The organism is Actinoplanes sp. NPDC019969, assembly GCF_055562375.1.
The window spans coordinates 151,522-171,434 of the sequence record NZ_JBVHFK010000009.1 but is presented as its reverse complement, the minus strand read 5'-3'; the positions used below and the strand labels follow the sequence as shown (position 1 = coordinate 171,434).

The following is a 19,913-nucleotide window of genomic DNA, read 5'->3' as shown; positions in this document are numbered from 1 at the left end:
GATCTTCCAAGCACGCAGGAGGTAGCTGTATGGACGCTGTCATCGTCACCGGCGGATCGAGCGGCCTGGGCGCCGCCGTCGTCGACGCCGTCGTCAAGGCCGGCGGACGCCCGTACGTCATCGACCGCCAGGCCCCGAGAGAGGGCGTCGAGTGGATCGAGTGCGATCTGGCCGACACCCGGGCCGCCGAACGCGCCACCCGCGAGTTGATCGAACGGGCCGGCGGCAGCATCGACGGCGTGGTCACCGCCGCCGGAATGGACGTGCCGGGCGCGCTCGCCGACATCCCCGGCGAGACCTGGGACCGGATCGTCGCCGTGGACCTGCTGGCCACCGCCGCCGTGATCCGGGCCGCGATCCCCGCGCTCAAGGAGACCCACGGCGGGGTCGTCACCATCTCGTCGACGCTCGGGATCAAGGCGGTGTCGGACGCGACGGCGTACTGCGCCGCCAAGTTCGGCGTCGTCGGTTTCACCCGGGCCCTGGCCGCGGAACTCGCCGGCCAGGTCAACGTCACCCTGCTGATCCCCGGCGGGATGCGCACCAAGTTCTTCGACGAGCGCGAGGACCGGTACAAGCCGGGCCCGGACGCCATCCTCAACGACCCGGCGAACGTGGCGGCGGCTGTCGTCTTCGCGCTCAGCCAGCCGGCCGGCTGCGCGGTCCGGGAGATCGTCGTCGCGGCGGAGACGGAGAGCTCGTACCCGTGATCCTCGTCCTGCGCGCGCTCGGCGTGGGAGACCTGGCGACCGCGGCGCCCGCCCTGCGCGGGCTCCGCGCCGCCTTCCCCGGCGAGACGCTGAGCCTGGCCGCCCCCGCCTGGCTCACCCCGCTGATCCAGACGATCGGCGGCATCGACCGGATCGTCCCGGCGTCCGAGCTGGAACCCCTCGCCGGGGCGCCGGCGATGCCGCGGATCGCGGTCAACCTGCACGGTTCGGGCCCGGAGTCGCACCGGCGGCTGCAGGCGCTGCGGCCGGGCGCGCTGTGGGGGTTCGCCAGCGCGCCGGCCGGCCACCACGACGGTCCGGGCTGGCACGACGACGAGCACGAGGTGCGGCGCTGGTGCCGGCTGGTGCGTTATTACGGCGTACCGTGCTCGGAAGAAGATCTTGATCTCGCGGTGCCGGGCGTGGACGTGCCGCAGGGGGTGACGATCATCCATCCGGGCGCGAAATCCCCGGCCCGGCGCTGGCCTCCGGACCGCTACGCGGCCGTCGCGCGACGGTTGCGGTCCGCCGGTCACCGCGTGCTGATCACCGGTTCCGCTGCCGAGAGAGACTTGGCGGTACGGGTGAGCGAGCTCGCCGGGATGACCGAGAACGACGTCCCGCGCACCGGCCTGGCGGAACTGGCGGCCCTGGTCGCCGGGGCGCGCCTGGTGATCAGTGGCGACACCGGCATCGCGCATCTCGCCACGGCCTATCGCACCCCGTCGGTGGTCCTGTTCGGGCCGGTCGCGCCCGCACGCTGGGGACCGCCCGCCGACCGCCCGTACCATCAAGCGCTCTGGCACGGCACCCACAGTGAGCGGGGGGACCTCCCGGGCCCGGTCCATCCCGCCCTGCTCGCCATCGGCGAGGACGAGGTCCTGGCCGCAGCCGAACGGGTACGCCATGCGGCTGCGGCGCACTGACCTGCGCAAGGCCGGCTACACGCGCCGGCCGGCCGGGAAGAACTTCAGCTATCTCGACGTGGACGGCGAACCGCTGCGCGACGACGACCAGATCCAGCGGGTCAAGGACCTGGTCATCCCGCCGGCCTGGCGCGACGTGTGGATCTCGCCGGATCCGCGCGGCCACATCCAGGCCACCGGGATCGACGCGGCCGGCCGCAAGCAGTATCTGTACCACCGGGCCTGGCGGGCGCAGCAGGACCGGGCCAAGTTCGACCACGCCCTCGAGGTCGGCGAGCACCTGCCCGCCGTCCGCGACCGGATCCACGCCGACCTCACCGGCCGCGGCCTCAACCGGGAACGGGTCCTCGCCGCGATCGTCGCGCTGCTCGACATGGGCATGTTCCGGGTCGGCGGGGAGGAGTCGGCGTCCCGCGAGGAGGATCCGACGTTCGGGCTGTCCACGCTGCGGCCCGCGCACGTCCGGTCCCGCGGCGGGTGCGTGCTGCTGGAGTTCCGCGGCAAGTCCGGGGTCGAGCACGCGGCGACCGTCGGCGACGGGGAGGTGTGCGCGGTGCTGCGCGATCTGCGGCGCCGGCGGCGGGGCGAGGAGCGGCTGTTCGCGTACTGGGACGCCGCCCGGCGCCGGTGGCAGGAGATCCGCGCCGGAACCGTCAACGACTACCTGCGGGAGATCAGCGGCGAGCAGATGACCGCGAAGGACTTCCGCACCTGGCACGGCACCGTCAGAGCCGCCGAGGTCCTGGCCGAGGCCGGGCCGCAGCCGACCGAGACGAAACGCCGCAAAGTTGTCGCGCACGCGATGCGGGAGGTGGCGGACCTGCTCGGCAACACCCCCACGGTGGCGCGGAACTCGTACGTCGACCCCCGGGTCCTGGAGTCCTACGCCGAGGGCGACGTGATCCCGGCGTCTCCGCCGCCCGACTCGTCCGCGGAAGAGGCCGTCATCGACCTGCTCACCGGGGACTCTGCTTGACTTGCCGGTATGAGTGGCTGGGAGGTGCGCCTGATCGGCTCCGGCGGGCCGGGGGAGACGGTGGCCGAGGGCATCGCCGCGCTGCTGCGCGACCTGGTCGCCGACGGCGCCGCCCTGGGCTGGGCGCATCCGCCCGCGGTGACCGAGGTGCACGATCTGGTCGCCGCGATCACCGCCGGGATCCCGTCCGGTGACGCGGCGATGGCCGTCGCGGTGACGTTCGGGCCGGGCGGCGCGGAGCGGGTCGCCGGGTTCGGGTACTGGCGCAGGGACCACCGGCCGCACGCCGACCTGGAGAAACTCGCCGTCGACCCGGCCGTGCGGGGCCGCGGGCTGGGCCGGACCCTGCTGTCCACACTGATCGCCGCCGCGCTGCGCCACCGCGTCGACGTCCTCACCCTGGACCTGCGCGGCGACGACAGCGCGGCCGCCGCCCTCGGCAAGAAGGCCGGCTTCCACGCCGTCGGGGAAACCCGCTACGCCCTGGACCTGCGCGACCTCCGCTGACCCGCCCTCACCAGTCCATCCAGCCGTCCAGCGGCGGCTTCTCCAGGTACTGCGGCTCGTCGTAGTCGATCGCGGTCAGCCACTGCGCCCCCGGCATCACCCGGTAACCCATCTTCCCCGCCAGCTCCCGCACCACCACCGGCATGTGCGCCGCCCCGAACACGATCGCCACCTCCATGTCCTCGGCCGCGAACTCGCCGTCGATCTCCCGGATCACCCCGAGCAGTAGCTCGTCTCGTTTGATCGTCTCCTCGTCCCGGTCGAACACCGTCCGGTCGGTGACGTCCAGCTTCTTGTTGCCCAGCCAGTCGCCGTCGCCGGTGAGCGCCATGTGCAGCGCCAGCACCGGCGTCAGCACGGTCACCACGGCCCGCTCGTCGGCGGCCATTCGCCGTTCCGGGTCGGCGTCCGGCAGCAGATAGGCGTCCGGGAAGATCACCGGCACGCCCAGTGACCCGTAGTCGATGTCCTGATGGACCAGGTCACGGCTGGCGCGCTGGCGGGCCAGGCGCAGCGCCCGCGCGTACAGCAGACCGGTCGAGCTGGGCCCGTCCCACACCTCGGCGATCACCGCCTGGCAGGACCGGAGCCGCTGCCAGATCGCCCAGTAGTAGTCGGCGTGCCCCATGTGGATCGTCGGAACGAGAACCCACCGCAGACCGGCGCCGCCCCGCCGGAGGACGGTCACCGACGTCCGGTATCCAGTGACGCTCATCTCCGTGAACTGCATTCCGCCAGCGTAGGTACCGGGGTAAACCCCGGCTGGTTGTCAGGGCCGCCTCGACGCCGTCGAGACAGCCCTCAGAACCAGCCGCACAAGATCTCAGAACAGGGATTCCGCCTGCGGCGGGTCGAGAACCTCGCGTAACGCCGCCAGTTCCCGCCGCCAGGCCCTCGCGGTCTGCTCCTCGAACCAGGCGTCGGCCATCCCACCGGCCTCCACCCGGTTCAGGGCCTTGAGTGCGGTCTCTCGCAGATCCCTGGCGAGTGACGGTATCCGTTCATCCGGGCCATAGACCGACGCGACCGGGACACCGCCCGCGCATCGTCGCCGGCGGCATCGTCGTCCTCGGCGGCGTCGACGAACCGCTCCAGCACCTTCCGGATCATGTCCGGCCGTGCCTCCGGCGGAGCGTCGTCCAGGTCACCGGCGAAGTCCGCCGCACCGTCGTTGTCGAACGGCTCCGGTCCCCAGGCTCCCACGTGATCAACCTAGGTAAGGGTGAGCCGGGCCGTGAGCAGGGGGACGCCGGGGCCGGACAGGTCGGGGAGGGCGGCGGCGCGGCCGGTGGCGGCCATGCCCAGGGCCTCGGCCGGGCCGGTCAGCAGCGGGCCGTCGCCGGTGGACCAGTCCAGGTCGGTGGCGGACAGGCGCAGGCCGGTGAGCCGGCCGGGCGGGGCCAGAGCCGGGGCCGCGGTGGGGGAGACCAGGTAGTCCAGCAGGATCCGCCAGTGCCCGGGCGGGACGTCGGCGGGCAGGCCGAGCGGGCGGGCGATGTCCCGCAGGTGCACGCACGTCTCGGCGAACGGGCCCATCGGGCCGACCCGGGGCGGGTCGACACGGTCGTTCGCGTGCTGCCGGAGCAGGGTGATCAGTTCGGCGCGGGGGCGGCGGGCGATCTGGCGGGTGAAGTGGTCGACGGTCCGGTCGGTGTCGCCGCGGTAGCGAATCGCGGCCAGGAAGAACCGCCCGAACCCGACGAGCATCGGCTGGACGAAGTGGGCCGCCATGTGCTGGACCGTCCAGCCCGCGCAGAGTGTCGGCTCCTGCCAGGCCGCGTCGTCGAGGCCCTCCAGGAAGTCAGCGATCATGAGCCGGTTTCCGCTGGTCAGCCGGTAGACGTCGGTCATTCGGCACCACCGCGGGTCTCGGTCTTCTCGGTGCTTGCGGCGCGCATGTCCCTTTCGGCCCTTTCGTCGAGTGCGGCTCGCTCGGCTCGTTCGGCGCTCTCGGTGCTTCCGTTGCTTTCGTTGCTTTCGGTGCGGAGGGCGGTGGCGCGTCGGCGGACGTCGCGATTCAGGGAGGTGAGGACCCGCAGCGCGGCGGCGATCTCCTCGTCGCTGTGCTCGGGGGCCATGGCGCCGAGGTGGGTGAGCTCGTCGGCGCGGATTCGGGCGAAGGTGGCGGCGCCCGCCTCGGTCGGGGCGATCAGGACGGACCGGCGGTGGGCGGGGTTCGGGCGGGACTCGACGAGACCCAGCGCGGCCAGGTCGTTGACGTGCCGCTGGATGCCCTGGCGGGCCAGGTCCAGGCGGTCGGCGATGTCGGGGACGGTCATCGGGCCCTGTTCGGCCAGCATCTCCAGCACCGCCCGCATGCCCACGCTCAGGCCGTCGTCGCGCAGGGACGCCTCGACGACCCGGGCGGAGTTGAGCACCAGGGGGCGGACGTGGCGCAGGAGGTCGTACAGCATCGTGCCTCGCTCCAACATGACAACGATGATGTCATATCGAGGGCGATTGCAGGGTTGTTTCCCGGGAGTCGTCCTCTGGGTTCCTCACCTCCGCGTCCGCACTCGGTGCGCGCCGATGGTGCGAAGTCGGCCTTCGCGCCGGGGGCCTCAGTGGTCACGGCTCAAGATCGCTGCGCGCGAGCGCCGATCCCGTCGAGGGATGGCGGACGCGGACGGATCTGGAACGCGTACAAGCGCTGACTCCCCCGAGGCTGTCACCGGAGTTCCAGGAGGACCGTCGCGCCTGCGGTGGTGAGGTGGCCGGCCAGCAGGCGCAGCTCCATCTCGGTGCCCGGCCGCCCGGGGCCCTGCAGTTCCGCGACGGCGGCCGGCGCCTCCCGCAGCGGGACACCGCGGTCGCGGAGGACCTTCATGACCGCGAGCCGAGGCCCGGCAGTCAGGCGCAGGCGGTAGGTGCCGCACCGGTCCAGCAGGGCCCGGCGCAGATCGGCGGGCGGCTCGTCGTGGCCGCAAGGGCATGGCCGTTGACGTCGTCCATGACGGGGTGGCTGCGCTGGACCCGGTCCGCGCGTCCCGCCTGGCCCCCACCGAAGCGCTGGCGGCGGTCTAGGCGCGGTCGGGCGGTTCCGCGGCGGCGCGGACCAGTTCCGTGACCCAGTCGACGGCGACCTGCGCCTGGGTGGGTGGGCCCGAGTGCAGGCCGTTGACGATCAGCCAGATCCGGTCGGCGAGGAGTTCGTCCCCGCCGATCCGGGCGACCAGACGATCGAGTTTGGCGCGGCTGTCGGCCAGGAAGCTCTGCGCGACCCGGGCCGGCTCGTCGGACTCTCCGGGGAACTCGGTCAGATAGTTACGGAAGGCGCAGCCCCGGTAGCCGGGGCGGCGCACCATGTCGGCGATCTCGGTGACCAGCGCGATCAGCCGGTCGGCCGGATCGACCGGCCAGCGGAGGGCTTCGGTGGTGGCGCGCTCCCGTTCCCGGCGGACAAGCGTGAGATATGCCGCCGCCAGCTCCGCTTTGCTGGGAAAGTGTTTGTAGAGCAGGTTCTTGCCGCAGCCCGCCGCCTCGACCACCTGTGCCATGCCGACGGCGCGGACACCGTACTCGTAGAAGAGCCCGGCGGCCGCGGTCAGGATCGTGTCCCGTGTTCCGGGAGCGGGCGTCCGTGCCATGATGCCCACTTTAACGGACCGATCAGTCCAATCGGACATGTCACCCGATAACCCTGATCCTGCCATCCTCCAGGGCGAGGGTCCGGTCCACCAGATCGAGGCCTTCGCGGCGATGCGCGAGCACCAGCACGGTACGGCCGGAGGCGGCGTCCAGCAGATCCGCCATCAGATCCGTGGCACCCGCCTCGTCGATGCCCTCCGTCGGCTCGTCCAGGATCAGCAGATCCGGCTCGGCGAGCAGCGCCCGTGCGGTCGCGAGCCGCCGCCGCTGTCCACCGGAGATCGTGCTGCCGCCGGTACCCAGCCAGGTGTCCAGCGGCAGCCCGCCCAGCCCGACCCGGCCCAGCACCTCGGCAAGCCGATCATCGCTTGCGGTGGGCGCGGCGAGACGCAGATTCTCGCGTACGGTCGACGCGAACACATGCCCCGTCTCATCCCCGACGAGCACCGTGTTCCCGCCGGACCGGACGACTCCGGCCCGCGGTTCCAGCAGGCCGGCCAGCACCGCGGCCAGCGTCGACTTCCCGCAGCCGGACCGTCCCACGACCGCCGTCCGCGACCCCGCCGCCAGCCGTAGCTCGAGCCCGTCCAGCACCGGACCGGACTCCGCATCCCAACCGGCCACCAGCCCGCTCACCCGTACCCCACGGGGTCCGTCCTTCTCGTGGTGGATCTCGTCCGGCTGGTCGTCACGGCTTTCCCCGGCGCCCATGCCGGCGGCGGTCCCGTGCTCGCCGGCGCCGGTCAGCGTGGCGACGCGGTGTGCGGCGCCCGCGGCGCGGCGGCGGGCGACGGCGGCCTCCGGCAGGGCGACCAGCGTCTCGCCGAGGACGACGGCGCCGAGCAGTGTCACAGCGCTCCATTCCGCGGACAGCGTGCCGCCCGCCAGCACCACGGCGACCCCGGCCACGGCCACGCCCCAGCCCGCATGGGCGATCGCCGCGGCGAGCCCGGCCGTCCGCGCCGCCCGCGCCTCCAGGCCGGCGAGGGTGCGGCTTCGCTGCCGGGGTACGCCCGGACGGCCACCACCGGCGGCCAGTTCCTCGACGCCGTCGACGGTCTCGACCATGGCGTCCCGCAGCTCGGCCCGGGCCGTACCGGTGGCCGCCTCCTGCCGATCGGCCTGCCACGCGGCGACCGCCGGGGCCAGCACACCGGCGACCAGCACGCCGAACACCAGCGGGACCGCCACCGCCGGAACGAGCCATGCCACCACGGCCAGGCAGACTCCCGCCGTGACGGCCGCGGCGACGGCCGGCAACCGGCCCCGGAGCAGGCCGTCGACCCGGGCGTCCACATCGTCGACGAGGCGGGTGAGGAGATCACCCCGCCGGCGCAGGCGCGGTCCGGGCACGTGCGGGATCAGGGCGGCGTAGACCCGGGCCCGCTGCCGGCCCAGCCGTGCGAACGCGACATCGTGGGCCACCAGCCGTTCCAGGTACCGGAGGAGGGGCCGTGCGACGGCGCTTCCCCGTACCAGCACGACAGCCGCCGACAGGCTGAGCACCGGCGGCAACGACGACGCCCGCACCAGCAGCCAGGCCGCCGCGGCGGTCAGCACGATCCCGGCCAGCGACGACGCCGCCCCCAGCGACACCGCTGTCCCCGGCCGTCGCAACCACCCTCGCCGGGGCCTGCCCTCGGTCCCGGCCCTTGACTCGTCTCTGCCCCCAGTCCTGTCTCCAGCCCTGTCTCCGGCCTCGGTCTCGGTCCCCGCGTCGAGGGGCCTGGCCGGTGGAGGCGCGGCGTCGAGTGCGGCCCAGGAGGGGCGCTCGCCGCCGGAGTGGATGGTGGCGGTGACGGTACGGCCGGCTGCCGCGGACGAGTCGATCTGGAGGATGCCGCCGGTGGGCGGGAGCAGGCCGACGACCCGGTCGGCGGCGGTGAGCAGGGCGGGGCGGTGCGCGACCACCAGGACCGCGCAACCCCGTGCGGCGAACTCGTGCAGCCGGTCGATGATCAGGAGTTCGGTGGTGAGGTCGAGATGGGCGGTCGGCTCGTCCAGGAGCAGCGTGACCACCGAGCTCGGCTGTTCGGAGAGGGCGCGGCCGGCCCGGTGCAGAAGGACGGCCAGAGCGAGGCGTTGCCGCTGGCCGGCGGAGATCCCGGTGACGTGTTCGCCGAGCGGTGTCTCCGGGGTGATCTCGGCGGCCAGTCCGGTGTGGCGCAGCGCTGCTCGTACCTCGTCCCGGGTGGTCTCCGGAGGAAAGGCCTCGGCGACGGTACGGGCGTGCGGCAACGCCGGCCGCTGCGGCAGATAGAACGTTCTGCCGACGGCGATCGCGCCTGCCTCGGCGGGGTGCAGCCCGGCCAGCACGCGCAGCGCTGTCGTCTTCCCGGCCCCGGACACTCCGCGGAGCGCGACCATCTCCCCGGCCCGGACCCCGAGTTCGTCCAACCGTACGGCGTCACCCCAGGCGCCCGGATAGGTCGCGCGCAGTCCGGCCACCCGTACACCCCAGCGCCCGTCCGCCCCGAACACCTGCCGCGCCGCCCGCCGCACCCGGGCGGCCTCCAGCCCCGCCACCACGTCCGTACCGGAGACGTCCGGCCGGCTCACAGTGCTGTCTCGCCCGGTCCGAGACGGCCCGACGGCATCCGACTGCGGCGCGGAGTCGCTCAGCTGGTTGTCATGGCTGTCTCGTGTGGGTTGAGACAGCCATGAGGGCCGGCCGGGGCTGTCCGGCTGGTTGTCAATGCTGTCTCGGGGCGAGTGAGACAGCATTGAGGGCCTGCCGGGTCTGTCCGGCTGATTGTCGTGGCTGTGGTGAGACAGCGCTGACGGCCGGCTGGCGTGGTGGGGCGGGGGAGCGGTGAGGATGGTGTCGACGTCGGCGATGACGGCGGCGGCGTCGGCGGAGGCGTGGTAGCGGGCGGCCATCTCGCGGAGCGGACGGTACGCCTCGGGGGCCAGCAGGATCACCAGCAGGGCCGGGCCCAGGTCCATCGTGCCGGCGGCGACGCGCAGGCCGGCCTGGACCGCGATCAATCCGACGGAGAGGGTGCCGACCAGGTCCAGGGCGGTCGACGAGAGGAAGGCGACCCGCAGGACCCGGAGCGTGGCCGTGCGGTGCCGGTCGGTCAGGTCGGCGATGACGTGGATCTGGCGTTCGGCGCGACCGTACATCCGCAGCGTGGCGAGCCCGCGCACGACGTCGAGGAAGTGGCCCGCCAACCGTGCGTCCGCGGCCCAGCGCTGTTCGGCGCGGGCCTTCGTGGCCCAGCCGATCAGCGCGCCCAGGATCGGGATCAGCGGCAGCGTGAACAGGGCGATCGTGGCGGACGCGGGGTCGGCCACGGCCATGATCAGGACGACCAGCGGGGGGAGGAGGACGCCGAGGATGAGCGCGGGGAGGTATCCGGAGAACCAGGGGCGAAGGGCTTCCAGACCACTGCCGAGTACGGTGCTGAGCCGTCCGGAACCGAACGCGGCTACCCACGCGGGGCCGCGGTGGACGATACGGTCCAGCAGGGACTGCCGTAGTTCGTCGGTCACACGGGCGGCGGTTCGCTGGGCGGCGATCTGTTCGGCCCAGGCCAGTAGCCCGCGTACCACGAACGCCCCGGCCAGCAGCGCGATCCCGGCCATCGGCACAGGTGTGCCGCCGAGGACGAAGCCGGCGGGGAGGTTGTCCGAGACGGGGCCGGGCAGGAGGCCGCCTCCGGCCACGATCCAGGTCAGCGCGAGGGCGATGGCGATCGTCGCTGCCGCCTGCCCGATTCCGATCAGGGTGAGCAGGGCGATTCCGGAACGGCTCGCCCTGGCGTGGCGCAGGAGCCGCGGGTCGATCGGCCCCCTGGCGGCCCGCGCGGCGCTAGTGGTAGCCGCATTACCAGTAGTAGCGGCGCTAGTGGTAGCTGCATTACGGGTAGCAGCGGCGCTGGGGGTAAGGGCGGCGCTGGTGGGAGCGGCAGCGGTGGACGTCTCGAGGGAGGGCCCGGGGGTCACGAGGGAACCCGCTCGCTGGCGATGCGGCGCCGGAAGACCCAGTAGGACCACGCCTGGTAGAGCAGGACGCCGGGAAGGATGAGGACGCCCGCGACGGTGATCAGCTTCAGGGCCTCGGGGCCGGCCGCCGCCGACGTCCGGGTCAGGGACCATGCCGGGTTCAGGGTGCTGCGCAGGACCACGTCCCCGTGGACCGTGAAGACGGCGACGACGGCGGTGGTGACGGCGACCGCGACGGCGGCGAAGGACGTCGCCTCCCGGGAGCGCCGGGCCTGCAACCCGGCCACGAACACGAGGGCGGCGGCGAGGAGGACCAGGCGGTTACCCGTACCGATGCCGGTCAGAAGCAGTGCGACGGCGCCGAAGGTGCCGGTGTGCCGGGCGATGTCGCGAGCCCGCCGGCGGACCGGCCCGGTGGTGCGCAGCGACAGGAAGGTGGCGCCGAGCAGCACGGCGGCGAGCAGCGCGGCGAGTGCCCCGAGACCGGCGGCGGGGGTGAGCAGCGGGCCCAGGCTGCGGCCGAGCCCGGCGCCGGTGACCTCGCCGCCGGGGCCGAGGGCGAGTCCGTCGACGAGGATGCCGAGGACGGCGCCCCACATCAGCACGATGCCGGCGGAGCTGACGGACAGCAGGATGTCGGCGCGCAGCCGCCAGGTCGGCGAGTCGTGTTTGCCGCGGAACTCGAGGGCGCAGCCGCGGATGGCGAGGAGCAGCAGGATCGCGACCATCGGCAGGTAGAGGGCGGACATCAGGGCGGCGTACCAGTCGGGGAACGCGGCGAACGTGACACCGACGGCGGCGACCAGCCACACCTCGTTGCCGTCCCAGAACGGGCCGACGGTGCGGACGATGGCGCCGCGTTCGTGTTCGCCGCGGCCGGTGAACATCAGCATGCCGACGCCGAAGTCGAAGCCTTCGAGGACGAAGTAGAGCACCCAGGCGAGGACGAGGACCGCGAACCAGAACGTGATCATGAAAGGTCGCTTCCTAGTAGGCGGGGGCGGGCTCGGGCGCTTCCGTGGCGGACTCCGCCGGAACGAGCGGCTTGCGGGACAGGTGGACGACGAGACGGAACCAGACGAGCGCGAGCAGGCCGTACACCAGCGTGAACCCGGCCAGTGACGCGATCACCTCGGCGCGGGTGAGGCCGGGGGAGATGCCGTCGGCGACCGTGGAGATGCCGAACGCGAGCCACGGCTGCCGGGCGGTCTCGGTGAAGATCCAGCCGAACGTGTTGGCGGCCGCCGGGATCATCGGGGCGATCAGCACGAACCGCGTGAGCCAGCGCGGCGTTCCGCCGCCGGGTTGCAGGATCCGGGGGAGCAGCGGTACGCGGCGGGTCGTCTCCCAGGTGGACCAGAGGTGGTACGCGGCCAGCGCCATCCCGAGCACCCCGGCACCGATCATGAGCCGGAACGTCCAGAACGCCACCGGGATCATCGGCACGTAGCTGCCGGGACCGAACTGGGCCACGTACTGCGCCTGGAGGTCGTCGATGCCCTGCACGGTGCCGCCGAACGACCCGGTGCCGAGGAACGACAGCAGTCCCGGGATCTCGATGCTGAAGAACGGCCGGTCGTGGCCGAGTTCCCCGATCGCGAAGAGGGAGAATGGCGCCGCGGTGGTGGTCTCGTAGAGGGCCTCGGCGGCGGCCATCTTCATCGGCTGCACGGCGGTCATCACCTTGCCGAGGTGGTCGCCGCTGATCGCGGTCACGGCACCGCCGATGAGCATGGTCCACGCGCCCACCTTCGACAGGGTCAGGAACGCGCGGTCGGCGACGGCGCGCCAGATCCCGATCGCCATCAGCAGGCCACCGCCGGCCATCGCGGCGCCGCCCATGGTGTGCGGGAACGCGGCGAGCACCACCTCGTTGGTCATCAGGTCGGTGAAGCTGGTGAGGTGGGCGCGGCCGGTGGTCTCGTCGAACGCGTACGCCACCGGGTTCTGCATGAAGGAGTTGGCGGCCAGGATGACGTACGCCGACAGCAGCGTCCCGACGGCGACGACCACGATGGTGGCGGCGTGGACGCGGCGGGGGAGCCGGTCCCACCCGAAGTACCACAGCGCGAGGAACGTGGCCTCGAGGAAGAACGCCAGCATGCCCTCGATCGCGAGGGTCGGCCCGAAGACGTCGCCGTAGAACCGGGCGAACGCGCTCCACCCCAGCCCGAACTGGAACTCCTGCACGAGCCCGGTGACCACGCCGACGGCGAACGTGACGATCAGCAGCTTGCCGGTGAACTTGGTCAGGTGCAGGTACTTGTCCTTGCCGGTGCGCATCCAGGCGAGCTGGAGCCCGGCCGCGGTGGCGGACAGGCAGATCGACACCGGCACGAACAGGTAGTGGTAGATCGTCACGACCGCGAACTGCAATCGCGTCAGGTCGAGCACGTCCATGGCAACCCCTCTACGACGATTCGTAGTAGATACTACGACGCGTAGTACGACGTCTTGAAGTAGAGTGGCTCACATGGCGAGGAACGATCTCGAGCGCGAGGTCATGACGAAACTGTGGGACGCGCGCGAGGCGCTCACCGTCCGGCAGGTGCACGAGCTGCTCAGTCGTGACCGCGACCTGGCGTACACGACGGTGATGACCGTCCTGGACCGGCTCGCCAAGAAGGGCCTCGTCGTCCAGCAGCGCGCCGACCGCGCCTACCGGTACGCCCCCGCGCAGACCCGCGAGGAGATGACCGCCGGTGTGATGCTCGACGCACTCAGCGCCACCCCCGACCGGGACGCCGCCCTCGCCTACTTCGTCGGCCAGTTGCCGCCCGAAGCTCTGACGGCGCTGATCGAGAAGGCCCGTAACATCGAGCGGTGACCGCCCTCCTGCTCGGCGCCCTCGGCCTGACCCTGTCACTGGTCGTGCCGACCGTCCTGGCGCGTGCCCGCTGGACCGACCGCGCCCCGGTCGCCGGCGTCCTGCTCTGGCAGTCACTGACGCTCACCGCCGTACTCTGCGCCCTCGGTGTGGTCCTCGCCGCTCCGGAGGAGATGGCCCGGGCCGCCGGCGCCCACCACCCGGAGACCGTCGCCGCGCTGCTGTTCTCCCTGGCCGTCGCCGCGACCATCGTGATCCGGCTGATCGTCTCGCTGGTCCGGGTCAGCTCCCGGGCCCGCGCCCGCCGCGCCCGGCACCGGATGCTCGTGGACCTGCTCGACCGGGTCGAGCGCCACGAGGATCTCGGCGGCGAGGAGGTACGGGTCCTCGACGGCCCCCTGCCGCTCGCCTACTGCGTGCCCGGCCGTCAGCCCCGGGTGGTGCTCAGTGACGGGGTGCTGCGCGTGCTCGACCGTGACCAGGTCGACGCCGTCCTCGCCCACGAGCGCGCCCACCTGCGGCACCGGCACGAGCTGGTGATGGAGTCGTTCACGGCGTTCTATCAGGCGGTGCCGCGGCCGCTGCGCTCGAAGGTGCCCCTCGACGCCGTACATCTGCTGCTGGAGATGGTGGCGGACGACGCCGCACGGCGCCGGACCGGCCCGGGTCCGCTGCGTGCCGCCCTGGCGACGCTGGCCGACGCCGTCCCCCTGGCGGAGGAGGTGACCGCCGACCCGGAGGGGGAGTCCCGGCGCCGCCGGCTGGCCCGCCTGTCCGATCCGGACCGCGCCTCCGCCGCCCTCACCGTGGCCGGCGCGGCCGCCGCGACCGGCCTGCTGGTGCTACCCACCGTGATCTTGGTGGTGCCGTGGCTGGGCAGGGCCGTGAACACCTGGCCTTTTTGATCACGCTCCGTGTTGCTGACAGTGCGTAACGTGCGGCGGCGTGTGCGACCTTCATTTGCCGCCTTGATCCGAGTACGGTGGTCCCCGGTTCGGCAGCCCCCCATCGGTCAACCGGCTGATCTGGCGAACCACCGCCTAATCGCGGATGCGAACCGGGGAACCGAGCAACTGGGGTGAAGCCGCCTTCCTGCGGAGGGCGGCCGGGCAGACTTCCCGCCCGAACCCGTCAGCTAACCCGGTCGGCGGCCGAGTGGGAAGAAAGGACAACGCGCTTACGTGAAACGGATGCGCACCCTGCTGCTGTCCGTCATGGCCACGGTAGGCATCGTTCTCGCGGGTCCGTCCGTCGCCTACGCCACTCCCTCGCCGTCTGACGTCGAGGCGCAGATCGACGGAGAGTGGAACAAGCTCGAGCCCGTCATCGAGGACTACAACAACACCCACAACAAGCTGACCAAGCTGCGGACGCAGCAGAAGTCGCTCGCCAAGACCCTGGCCCCGCTGCAGAAGCAGGTGGACGCCGCGATGGTCGAGGTGCGTGGGCTGGCCGTCGACGCCTACATCGCGGGGCCGCCCAGCGTGGCCAACGCGCTGCTCAGCGGTGACCCGGACGGGTTCGCCGAGAAGCTCACCCTTCTCGACCAGCTCGCCCAGAACCGCAAGGCGTCGATCGTCGAGGTCACCAAACTGCGGGACAAGTACGCCGCCGACAAGGCCGCGGTCGACAGGATGACGTCGGAGATCACCGTCCGGGACACCGACCTCAAGCAGAAGAAGACCGCGATCGAGAAGGAGATCACGAAGCTCCAGCAGCTCCGGATCGCCGCGTACGGCAAGGCGAACGCCGACGACGGCCCGCTGCGCACCGGCCCCTGCCCGGTCACCTACACGAACGACAAGGGCGGCCGTGCCGCCCAGAAGGCGTGTGACCTGATCGGCAAGCCGTACGTCTTCGGCTCCAACGGCCCGAACAGCTACGACTGCTCGGGTCTGACGCAGGAGGCGTGGAAATCGGTCGGGGTGCACCTCGAGCACTACACGAAGGATCAGTGGGGCTCCACCACGCCGGTGAGCCGCGCGGAGCTGAAGCCGGGCGACCTGGTCTTCTACTTCTCCGACGTGCACCACGTCTCCATCTACATCGGAGGCGGCATGGTGGTGCACGCTCCGCACACGGGTGACCATGTGCGGATGGCGACCATCGACCGGGGGCCCATCGCCGGTTACCGCCGGCCGGGCTGATCGCCGATCATCCCGCGGAGACCGCCGTCGCAGTCCGACGGCGGTCTCTTTCGTGTCAGGCGCGGCCGTCGGCCAGCGCCGGCAGGCCGGGCACCCCGTCCAGGTCCTGCAGCTGCCGGTGGACGTGGTCGCCGAGCGCCGAGCGGTAGCCGACGGCCAGCTGGTCCAGGCGGGCGATCTCCTCGATCACGGCCGCCCGGCTCCGGGCCAGATCGTCCATCGCCTCGGTGTGGCTGCGCTGCGCGTCCGCCTCGATGGCGCCCGCGGACCGCTCCGCGTCCCCGGTGACCTGGTCGGCCTCGGCCCGCGCGCCGGCCAGCAGATCCGCCGACTCGCGCTGGGCGTCCCGGACGTGCTCGTCCGCCGTCCGCTGCGCCATCATCAGCACCCGGACGTCACCGTCACCGGCCGGCGGGCCGGCCGGCGCCGACCGCGCCTCCTCGTGAGCGCGCTGCAGCCGCATCTGCATCTCCCGGGCCTCGTGCTCGGCCCGGGCCAGGCCCTCGCGCATCTGCCGCAGCCGGGCGGTCAGCTCGGCGACCTCGGAGTTCAGCACCGTCGTGACGGCCACCCCGGGATCGCCGCCGGTATGCCGTAACCGCTCGCTGAGCGCGCCGTTCTCTTCGATCAGCCGGACCAGCTCCTGCCCGGCCTCGTCCAGGAAGGCGTCGACCTCCTCCTCGTCGTAACCGCGCTTGCCTATCGGCGGCTTCCGGAAGTCCACGTTGTGGATGTCCGCCGGAGTGATCGCCATCAGAACCTCGAATTCCCGCCGGGACCGGTCCTGCGACCCGGCGTCGCTTGTCGACAGCCCCTTGCCCGGCAGTGTCACCGTTCAACCACAAGGAGCGGCTCGGCGAATCGTATCCGTGCGTGGCCACCCCGTCGCCGAAAGTGGACCGGCGTCACCCGCTGGCCAGGCCCCGGAACAGCGCGAACAAGGCCGAGTGGGGGAGTTTCAGATCACATTCGCGTTCCCGGTGGAGCACCCCGTCCGGGTGGCGGGCGGGCTGGGCCGCGCCGGGCATAATCGCTTGTCATGAGCGATGCCTTGATCAACAGCCTGCTGGCGGCCGTCGAGGCCCGGCCCGACGACCTGACGCTGCGGCTGCACCTGGCCGAGATGCTGGTGGCCGCGGGCCGCGGCCCGGAGGCGATCGGGCACGCCGCGGCGATCCTCGCGCGGGAGCCGGGCAACACGGCGGCGCAGCAGTTGATGACCCGGGCGCTCGGCGGGCCCGCTCCGGAGCCCGCGCCCACCACGGAACGCCCGCCGGCGCGGGAGATCGACTGGGCCGCGATGGAGGAGCAGTTCGGCGACTCGGTGCCGCCCCGGTTCGCGGGGGCCGACGGGGCGCCGGATCCGGTGCGCGGGCAAGCCGACCGGGCGTTCGACGTCGAACGGTCGGCGATCACCCTCGACGACGTCGGCGGCATGGCCGACGTGAAGCAGCGGCTCGAGGTGTCGTTCCTCGGCCCGCTGCGCAACCCCCAGCTGCGGACCCTGTTCGGCAAGAGCCTGCGCGGCGGGCTGCTGCTGTACGGGCCGCCCGGCTGCGGCAAGACGTTCCTGGCGCGGGCGGTCGCCGGGGAGATGGGCGCCGCCTTCGTCTCGCTGAGCATCACCGACGTCCTCAACATGTGGATCGGCAGCTCGGAACGCAACCTGCACGACCTGTTCGAGTCCGCCCGCGGCCACGCCCCGTGCGTGCTGTTCCTGGACGAGATCGACGCGCTCGGCCACAAGCGCAGCCAGTTGCAGTCGTCGATGCGTACGGTGGTGAACCAGCTCCTCACCGAACTGGACGGGGTGGACGGCGGCAACGACGGGGTGTTCGTGCTGGCGGCCACCAACGCGCCGTGGGACGTCGACGCGGCGCTGCGCCGGCCGGGCCGTCTGGACCGGACCGTGCTGGTGCTGCCGCCGGACCGGCCGGCCCGGGTCGCCATCCTGGAGTACCACCTGCGGGACCGGCCGATCGCCGGGATCGACCTGGGCGCGGTGGCCGCGGCGACCGAGCACTACTCCGGCGCGGACCTGGCGCACCTGTGCGAGACCGCCGCCGAGTTCGCGATGCGCGACTCCATCGCCGGCGGCGAGGTCCGCATGATCAACCAGGCGGACATGCTGGCGGCGGCGCGGGAGGTGCGGCCGTCGACCGACGCGTGGTTCGGCACGGCCCGGAACGTGGCGATGTTCGCCAACGAGAGCGGCGAGTACGACGACCTGGCCGCGTACCTCAAGAAGCGCAAGATCCGTTGAGTGCCGCGGCACGGGCGCGGGCGCTCGCCGGCGTCGGCCGCCTCGACCAGGCCGAGCGGGCGGTCCGGGACGGCCTCGCCGAGGCGCCGTCCGACGCGGAGCTGCTGGGCCTGCTGGCCGGCCTGCGGCGGCTGCGGGGCGATCATCAGACCGCCCTGGAGTACGCCGACGCCGCCGTGGCCGCCGCCCCCGGCCGGTCACCGGTGCACATCGAACGCGCCGAGTGCCTGCTTCTCCTCGACCGCCGCGCGGAGGCCACCGACGCGGCGCGGCGGGCTGTCCGGCTCGCCCCGGACCGTCCCGAGCCGCATCGTTGCCTGGCCCGCTGCCTCGCCCTGAGCCGGGACTTCACCGGCGCCCGGGAGGCGGCGACCCGCGCGATCGCCATCGCCCCGCACTCGGTGCCCGACCTGATGACCCTGGCCGAGGTGGAGCGCGGCGCCGGCCGCCGGGACGCCGCCCGCGCCGCGACCGCCCGGGCCCTGGCTGAGGATCCGGAGGACGCCGAGGGCCGCTGGATGACGGCGCTGCTGGACGCGGAGCGGTTGCGGGTCCGGGAGGCGATGCGCGGCTTGCGGCGGCTTGCCGCGGACCATCCCGATCGGTACGGTGCCCCCGCCCTCACCTGGCCGGTCCGCGGTCTCCTCGCCGGCCTGCGCGGCGGTCTGCTCGCCGGTGTCCCGCTGGTCGCGGTGCTGGCGGCGGCCGCTCACTGGTGGCCCCCGGCGCTGCTGCTCGCGCGGGGCGCTGCCGTCGTGCTGGCGCTGGTCCCGGCGGCGCTGGCGGTGCGGGTGCTGGTCCCGGCGGGCCGGCTGCCGTGGATCTGCCTGGGCCTGCTGCCGGCGCGCACGCGCCGGGCGGTCGGTGCGGGCCTGGTCGCCGCGGGCGTCTCGGTGCCGCTTCTCCTCTGGTACGCCGTGAGCGCCCCGTGGACCCTGCTGCCCCTGATCTTCGCCGTCCTGGCGGTGCTGCTGGCCACCGGAGCCGTCGAGCGAACGTGAACGGCGTGTCACATCACTCGTACGCCGGGAATCTTGCGCAAACTGCAAGATCGCTGGATGCTAGGTCCCCTTGACCGACGGGGGAGCCGCATGGGCACAGCACAGCACGCCGGAAAACCCCGTGCGCTGCGGGAACTCGCCCTGATCGGCGCGCTGTTCCTCGTCTACAAGACGGCCCGGGTCGCCGCGAACGGCCACGTCGCCGAGGCGTTCAGCAACGCCCGGGCGATCTGGGACACCGAACGCTGGCTGCACCTGCCCAGCGAACTCACCGTCCAGCGGACCCTGCTCGGGTGGGACGCGCTGATCGAGGCGGCGAACAGCTACTACGCGTACGTCCACTTCCCCGCCACCGCCCTCTGCCTGATCTGGCTGTACCGGTACCGACCCGCCCACTACCGCTGGACCCGCAACGTGATCGTGCTGCTCACGGCGGGCGCGCTGGCCGTCCACTTCCTGATCCCGCTCGCGCCGCCCCGGATGCTGACCGAGACCGGGATGCTCGACCTGGGCCGCCTCTACGGCCCCGCCGTCTACGGCCCGCCGGAGACCGACCAGATCTCCAACCAGTACGCGGCCATGCCGTCCCTGCACGTCGGCTGGGCCCTGGTCGCCGCGATCGCCCTGATCGCCGCCACCACGAGCCGGCACCGCCTGCTGTGGCTGCTGCACCCGGCGATCACGCTCCTGGTCGTCGTCGCCACCGGCAACCACTACTGGCTCGACGCCGTCGCCGCGGCCGCCCTGCTGGCCGGCGCTTACACGCTCCTCCGTACCCAGCGGCCCTCCGCCGTTCGCCCCGCCGTCGTCCTCCCCACGCCACGGCGGAGCCCCGAGGCGCTGTCGCACACCCCACGCCCCGAGCGCGCCTGACAGCTAGATCTATGTGCGGCTGGTTCTCATGGCTGTCTCACACGCCCGGAGACAGCCATGAGCACCAGCCGGTCGGTGTCGCTGCGGAACCCGCCGGCCCACACCGCTCCAGGCGTGTTGAGTTCGGCCGTCATACGCGCCCCGATT

The 19,913-nt window shown here is 72.6% G+C and carries 20 protein-coding genes and 1 riboswitch; of the genes, 10 read left to right on the top strand and 10 right to left on the bottom strand.

Annotated features, from left to right (window positions below; genetic code table 11):
- The first annotated feature begins 29 nt into the window (after nt 1-29).
- Genes ACZ3II_RS26445 through ACZ3II_RS26430 form a run of 4 tightly spaced genes read left to right on the top strand, consistent with a single transcriptional unit; the run spans nt 30 to nt 3,119 of the window.
- Nucleotides 30-710: an SDR family oxidoreductase gene (locus ACZ3II_RS26445; protein WP_465520427.1), complete on the top strand. Its 681-nt coding sequence runs from the start codon at nt 30-32 to the stop codon at nt 708-710.
- A complete protein-coding gene (locus ACZ3II_RS26440) occupies nt 707-1,636 on the top strand; it encodes a glycosyltransferase family 9 protein (protein WP_465520426.1) in 930 nt (309 codons plus the stop codon). Before ACZ3II_RS26445 ends, ACZ3II_RS26440 begins: the two co-directional genes overlap by 4 nt.
- On the top strand, nt 1,617-2,612 hold the full coding sequence (locus ACZ3II_RS26435) for a DNA topoisomerase IB (protein ID WP_465520425.1): 996 nt from the start codon (nt 1,617-1,619) through the stop codon (nt 2,610-2,612). The genes ACZ3II_RS26440 and ACZ3II_RS26435 overlap by 20 nt, the downstream gene beginning before the upstream one ends.
- A gap of 9 nt (nt 2,613-2,621) precedes the next feature.
- Nucleotides 2,622-3,119, top strand: coding sequence for a GNAT family N-acetyltransferase (locus ACZ3II_RS26430; RefSeq protein WP_465520424.1), 498 nt, complete (start codon nt 2,622-2,624; stop codon nt 3,117-3,119).
- Nucleotides 3,120-3,126: 7 nt separating this feature from the next.
- Here ACZ3II_RS26430 and ACZ3II_RS26425 read toward each other — a convergent pair whose 3' ends face one another.
- The 9 genes from ACZ3II_RS26425 to ACZ3II_RS26385 form a co-directional block, all read right to left on the bottom strand.
- Nucleotides 3,127-3,849 (bottom strand): hypothetical protein, encoded by a 723-nt coding sequence (locus tag ACZ3II_RS26425; protein WP_465520423.1) that lies wholly within the window; start codon nt 3,847-3,849, stop codon nt 3,127-3,129.
- A gap of 218 nt (nt 3,850-4,067) precedes the next feature.
- On the bottom strand, nt 4,068-4,322 hold the full coding sequence (locus ACZ3II_RS26420) for a DUF4259 domain-containing protein (protein WP_465520422.1): 255 nt from the start codon (nt 4,320-4,322) through the stop codon (nt 4,068-4,070).
- A gap of 9 nt (nt 4,323-4,331) precedes the next feature.
- A complete protein-coding gene (locus tag ACZ3II_RS26415) occupies nt 4,332-4,970 on the bottom strand; it encodes a maleylpyruvate isomerase family mycothiol-dependent enzyme (protein ID WP_465520421.1) in 639 nt (212 codons plus the stop codon).
- Nucleotides 4,967-5,551, bottom strand: coding sequence for a MarR family winged helix-turn-helix transcriptional regulator (locus ACZ3II_RS26410; protein WP_465520420.1), 585 nt, complete (start codon nt 5,549-5,551; stop codon nt 4,967-4,969). The genes ACZ3II_RS26415 and ACZ3II_RS26410 overlap by 4 nt, the downstream gene beginning before the upstream one ends.
- A 236-nt stretch (nt 5,552-5,787) precedes the next feature.
- Nucleotides 5,788-5,946, bottom strand: a complete 159-nt coding sequence (locus tag ACZ3II_RS26405) for a hypothetical protein (protein WP_465520419.1) — start codon at nt 5,944-5,946, stop codon at nt 5,788-5,790.
- Between the two features lie 193 nt (nt 5,947-6,139).
- Nucleotides 6,140-6,706 (bottom strand): TetR/AcrR family transcriptional regulator, encoded by a 567-nt coding sequence (locus tag ACZ3II_RS26400; RefSeq protein WP_465520418.1) that lies wholly within the window; start codon nt 6,704-6,706, stop codon nt 6,140-6,142.
- Nucleotides 6,707-6,746: 40 nt separating this feature from the next.
- Entirely contained in the window at nt 6,747-10,655 is a 3,909-nt protein-coding gene (cydC, locus tag ACZ3II_RS26395; protein WP_465520417.1) for a thiol reductant ABC exporter subunit CydC, read from the bottom strand.
- On the bottom strand, nt 10,652-11,629 hold the full coding sequence (gene cydB, locus ACZ3II_RS26390; RefSeq protein WP_465520416.1) for a cytochrome d ubiquinol oxidase subunit II: 978 nt from the start codon (nt 11,627-11,629) through the stop codon (nt 10,652-10,654). The genes cydC and cydB overlap by 4 nt, the downstream gene beginning before the upstream one ends.
- A gap of 13 nt (nt 11,630-11,642) precedes the next feature.
- Nucleotides 11,643-13,055, bottom strand: coding sequence for a cytochrome ubiquinol oxidase subunit I (locus ACZ3II_RS26385; RefSeq protein ID WP_465520415.1), 1,413 nt, complete (start codon nt 13,053-13,055; stop codon nt 11,643-11,645).
- A gap of 73 nt (nt 13,056-13,128) precedes the next feature.
- Between ACZ3II_RS26385 and ACZ3II_RS26380 the strand changes: the two genes are divergently transcribed.
- The 3 genes from ACZ3II_RS26380 (at nt 13,129) to ACZ3II_RS26370 (ending at nt 15,629) form a co-directional block, all read left to right on the top strand.
- Nucleotides 13,129-13,482, top strand: coding sequence for a BlaI/MecI/CopY family transcriptional regulator (locus tag ACZ3II_RS26380; RefSeq protein WP_465520414.1), 354 nt, complete (start codon nt 13,129-13,131; stop codon nt 13,480-13,482).
- The gene (locus tag ACZ3II_RS26375; RefSeq protein ID WP_465520413.1) at nt 13,479-14,387 is read left to right on the top strand and encodes a M56 family metallopeptidase; all 909 of its coding nucleotides are present in this window, start codon (nt 13,479-13,481) and stop codon (nt 14,385-14,387) included. Before ACZ3II_RS26380 ends, ACZ3II_RS26375 begins: the two co-directional genes overlap by 4 nt.
- Nucleotides 14,388-14,509: 122 nt before the next feature.
- Nucleotides 14,510-14,647, top strand: a riboswitch (cyclic di-AMP (ydaO/yuaA leader).
- A gap of 25 nt (nt 14,648-14,672) precedes the next feature.
- Nucleotides 14,673-15,629 (top strand): C40 family peptidase, encoded by a 957-nt coding sequence (locus tag ACZ3II_RS26370; protein WP_465520412.1) that lies wholly within the window; start codon nt 14,673-14,675, stop codon nt 15,627-15,629.
- Between the two features lie 55 nt (nt 15,630-15,684).
- On the opposite strand, the gene ACZ3II_RS26365 is transcribed toward ACZ3II_RS26370, so the two are convergent.
- Nucleotides 15,685-16,461: a DivIVA domain-containing protein gene (locus ACZ3II_RS26365; protein ID WP_465520411.1), complete on the bottom strand. Its 777-nt coding sequence runs from the start codon at nt 16,459-16,461 to the stop codon at nt 15,685-15,687.
- Between the two features lie 207 nt (nt 16,462-16,668).
- Here ACZ3II_RS26365 and ACZ3II_RS26360 point away from each other — a divergent pair, with 207 nt between their 5' ends.
- From ACZ3II_RS26360 to ACZ3II_RS26350, 3 genes are all read left to right on the top strand, one after another.
- The gene (locus ACZ3II_RS26360) at nt 16,669-17,892 is read left to right on the top strand and encodes an ATP-binding protein (RefSeq protein ID WP_465520410.1); all 1,224 of its coding nucleotides are present in this window, start codon (nt 16,669-16,671) and stop codon (nt 17,890-17,892) included.
- Entirely contained in the window at nt 17,889-18,893 is a 1,005-nt protein-coding gene (locus ACZ3II_RS26355; protein WP_465520409.1) for a tetratricopeptide repeat protein, read from the top strand. Before ACZ3II_RS26360 ends, ACZ3II_RS26355 begins: the two co-directional genes overlap by 4 nt.
- 90 nt (nt 18,894-18,983) lie before the next feature.
- A complete protein-coding gene (locus ACZ3II_RS26350) occupies nt 18,984-19,766 on the top strand; it encodes a phosphatase PAP2 family protein (RefSeq protein ID WP_465520408.1) in 783 nt (260 codons plus the stop codon).
- The last annotated feature ends 147 nt before the right edge of the window (nt 19,767-19,913 follow it).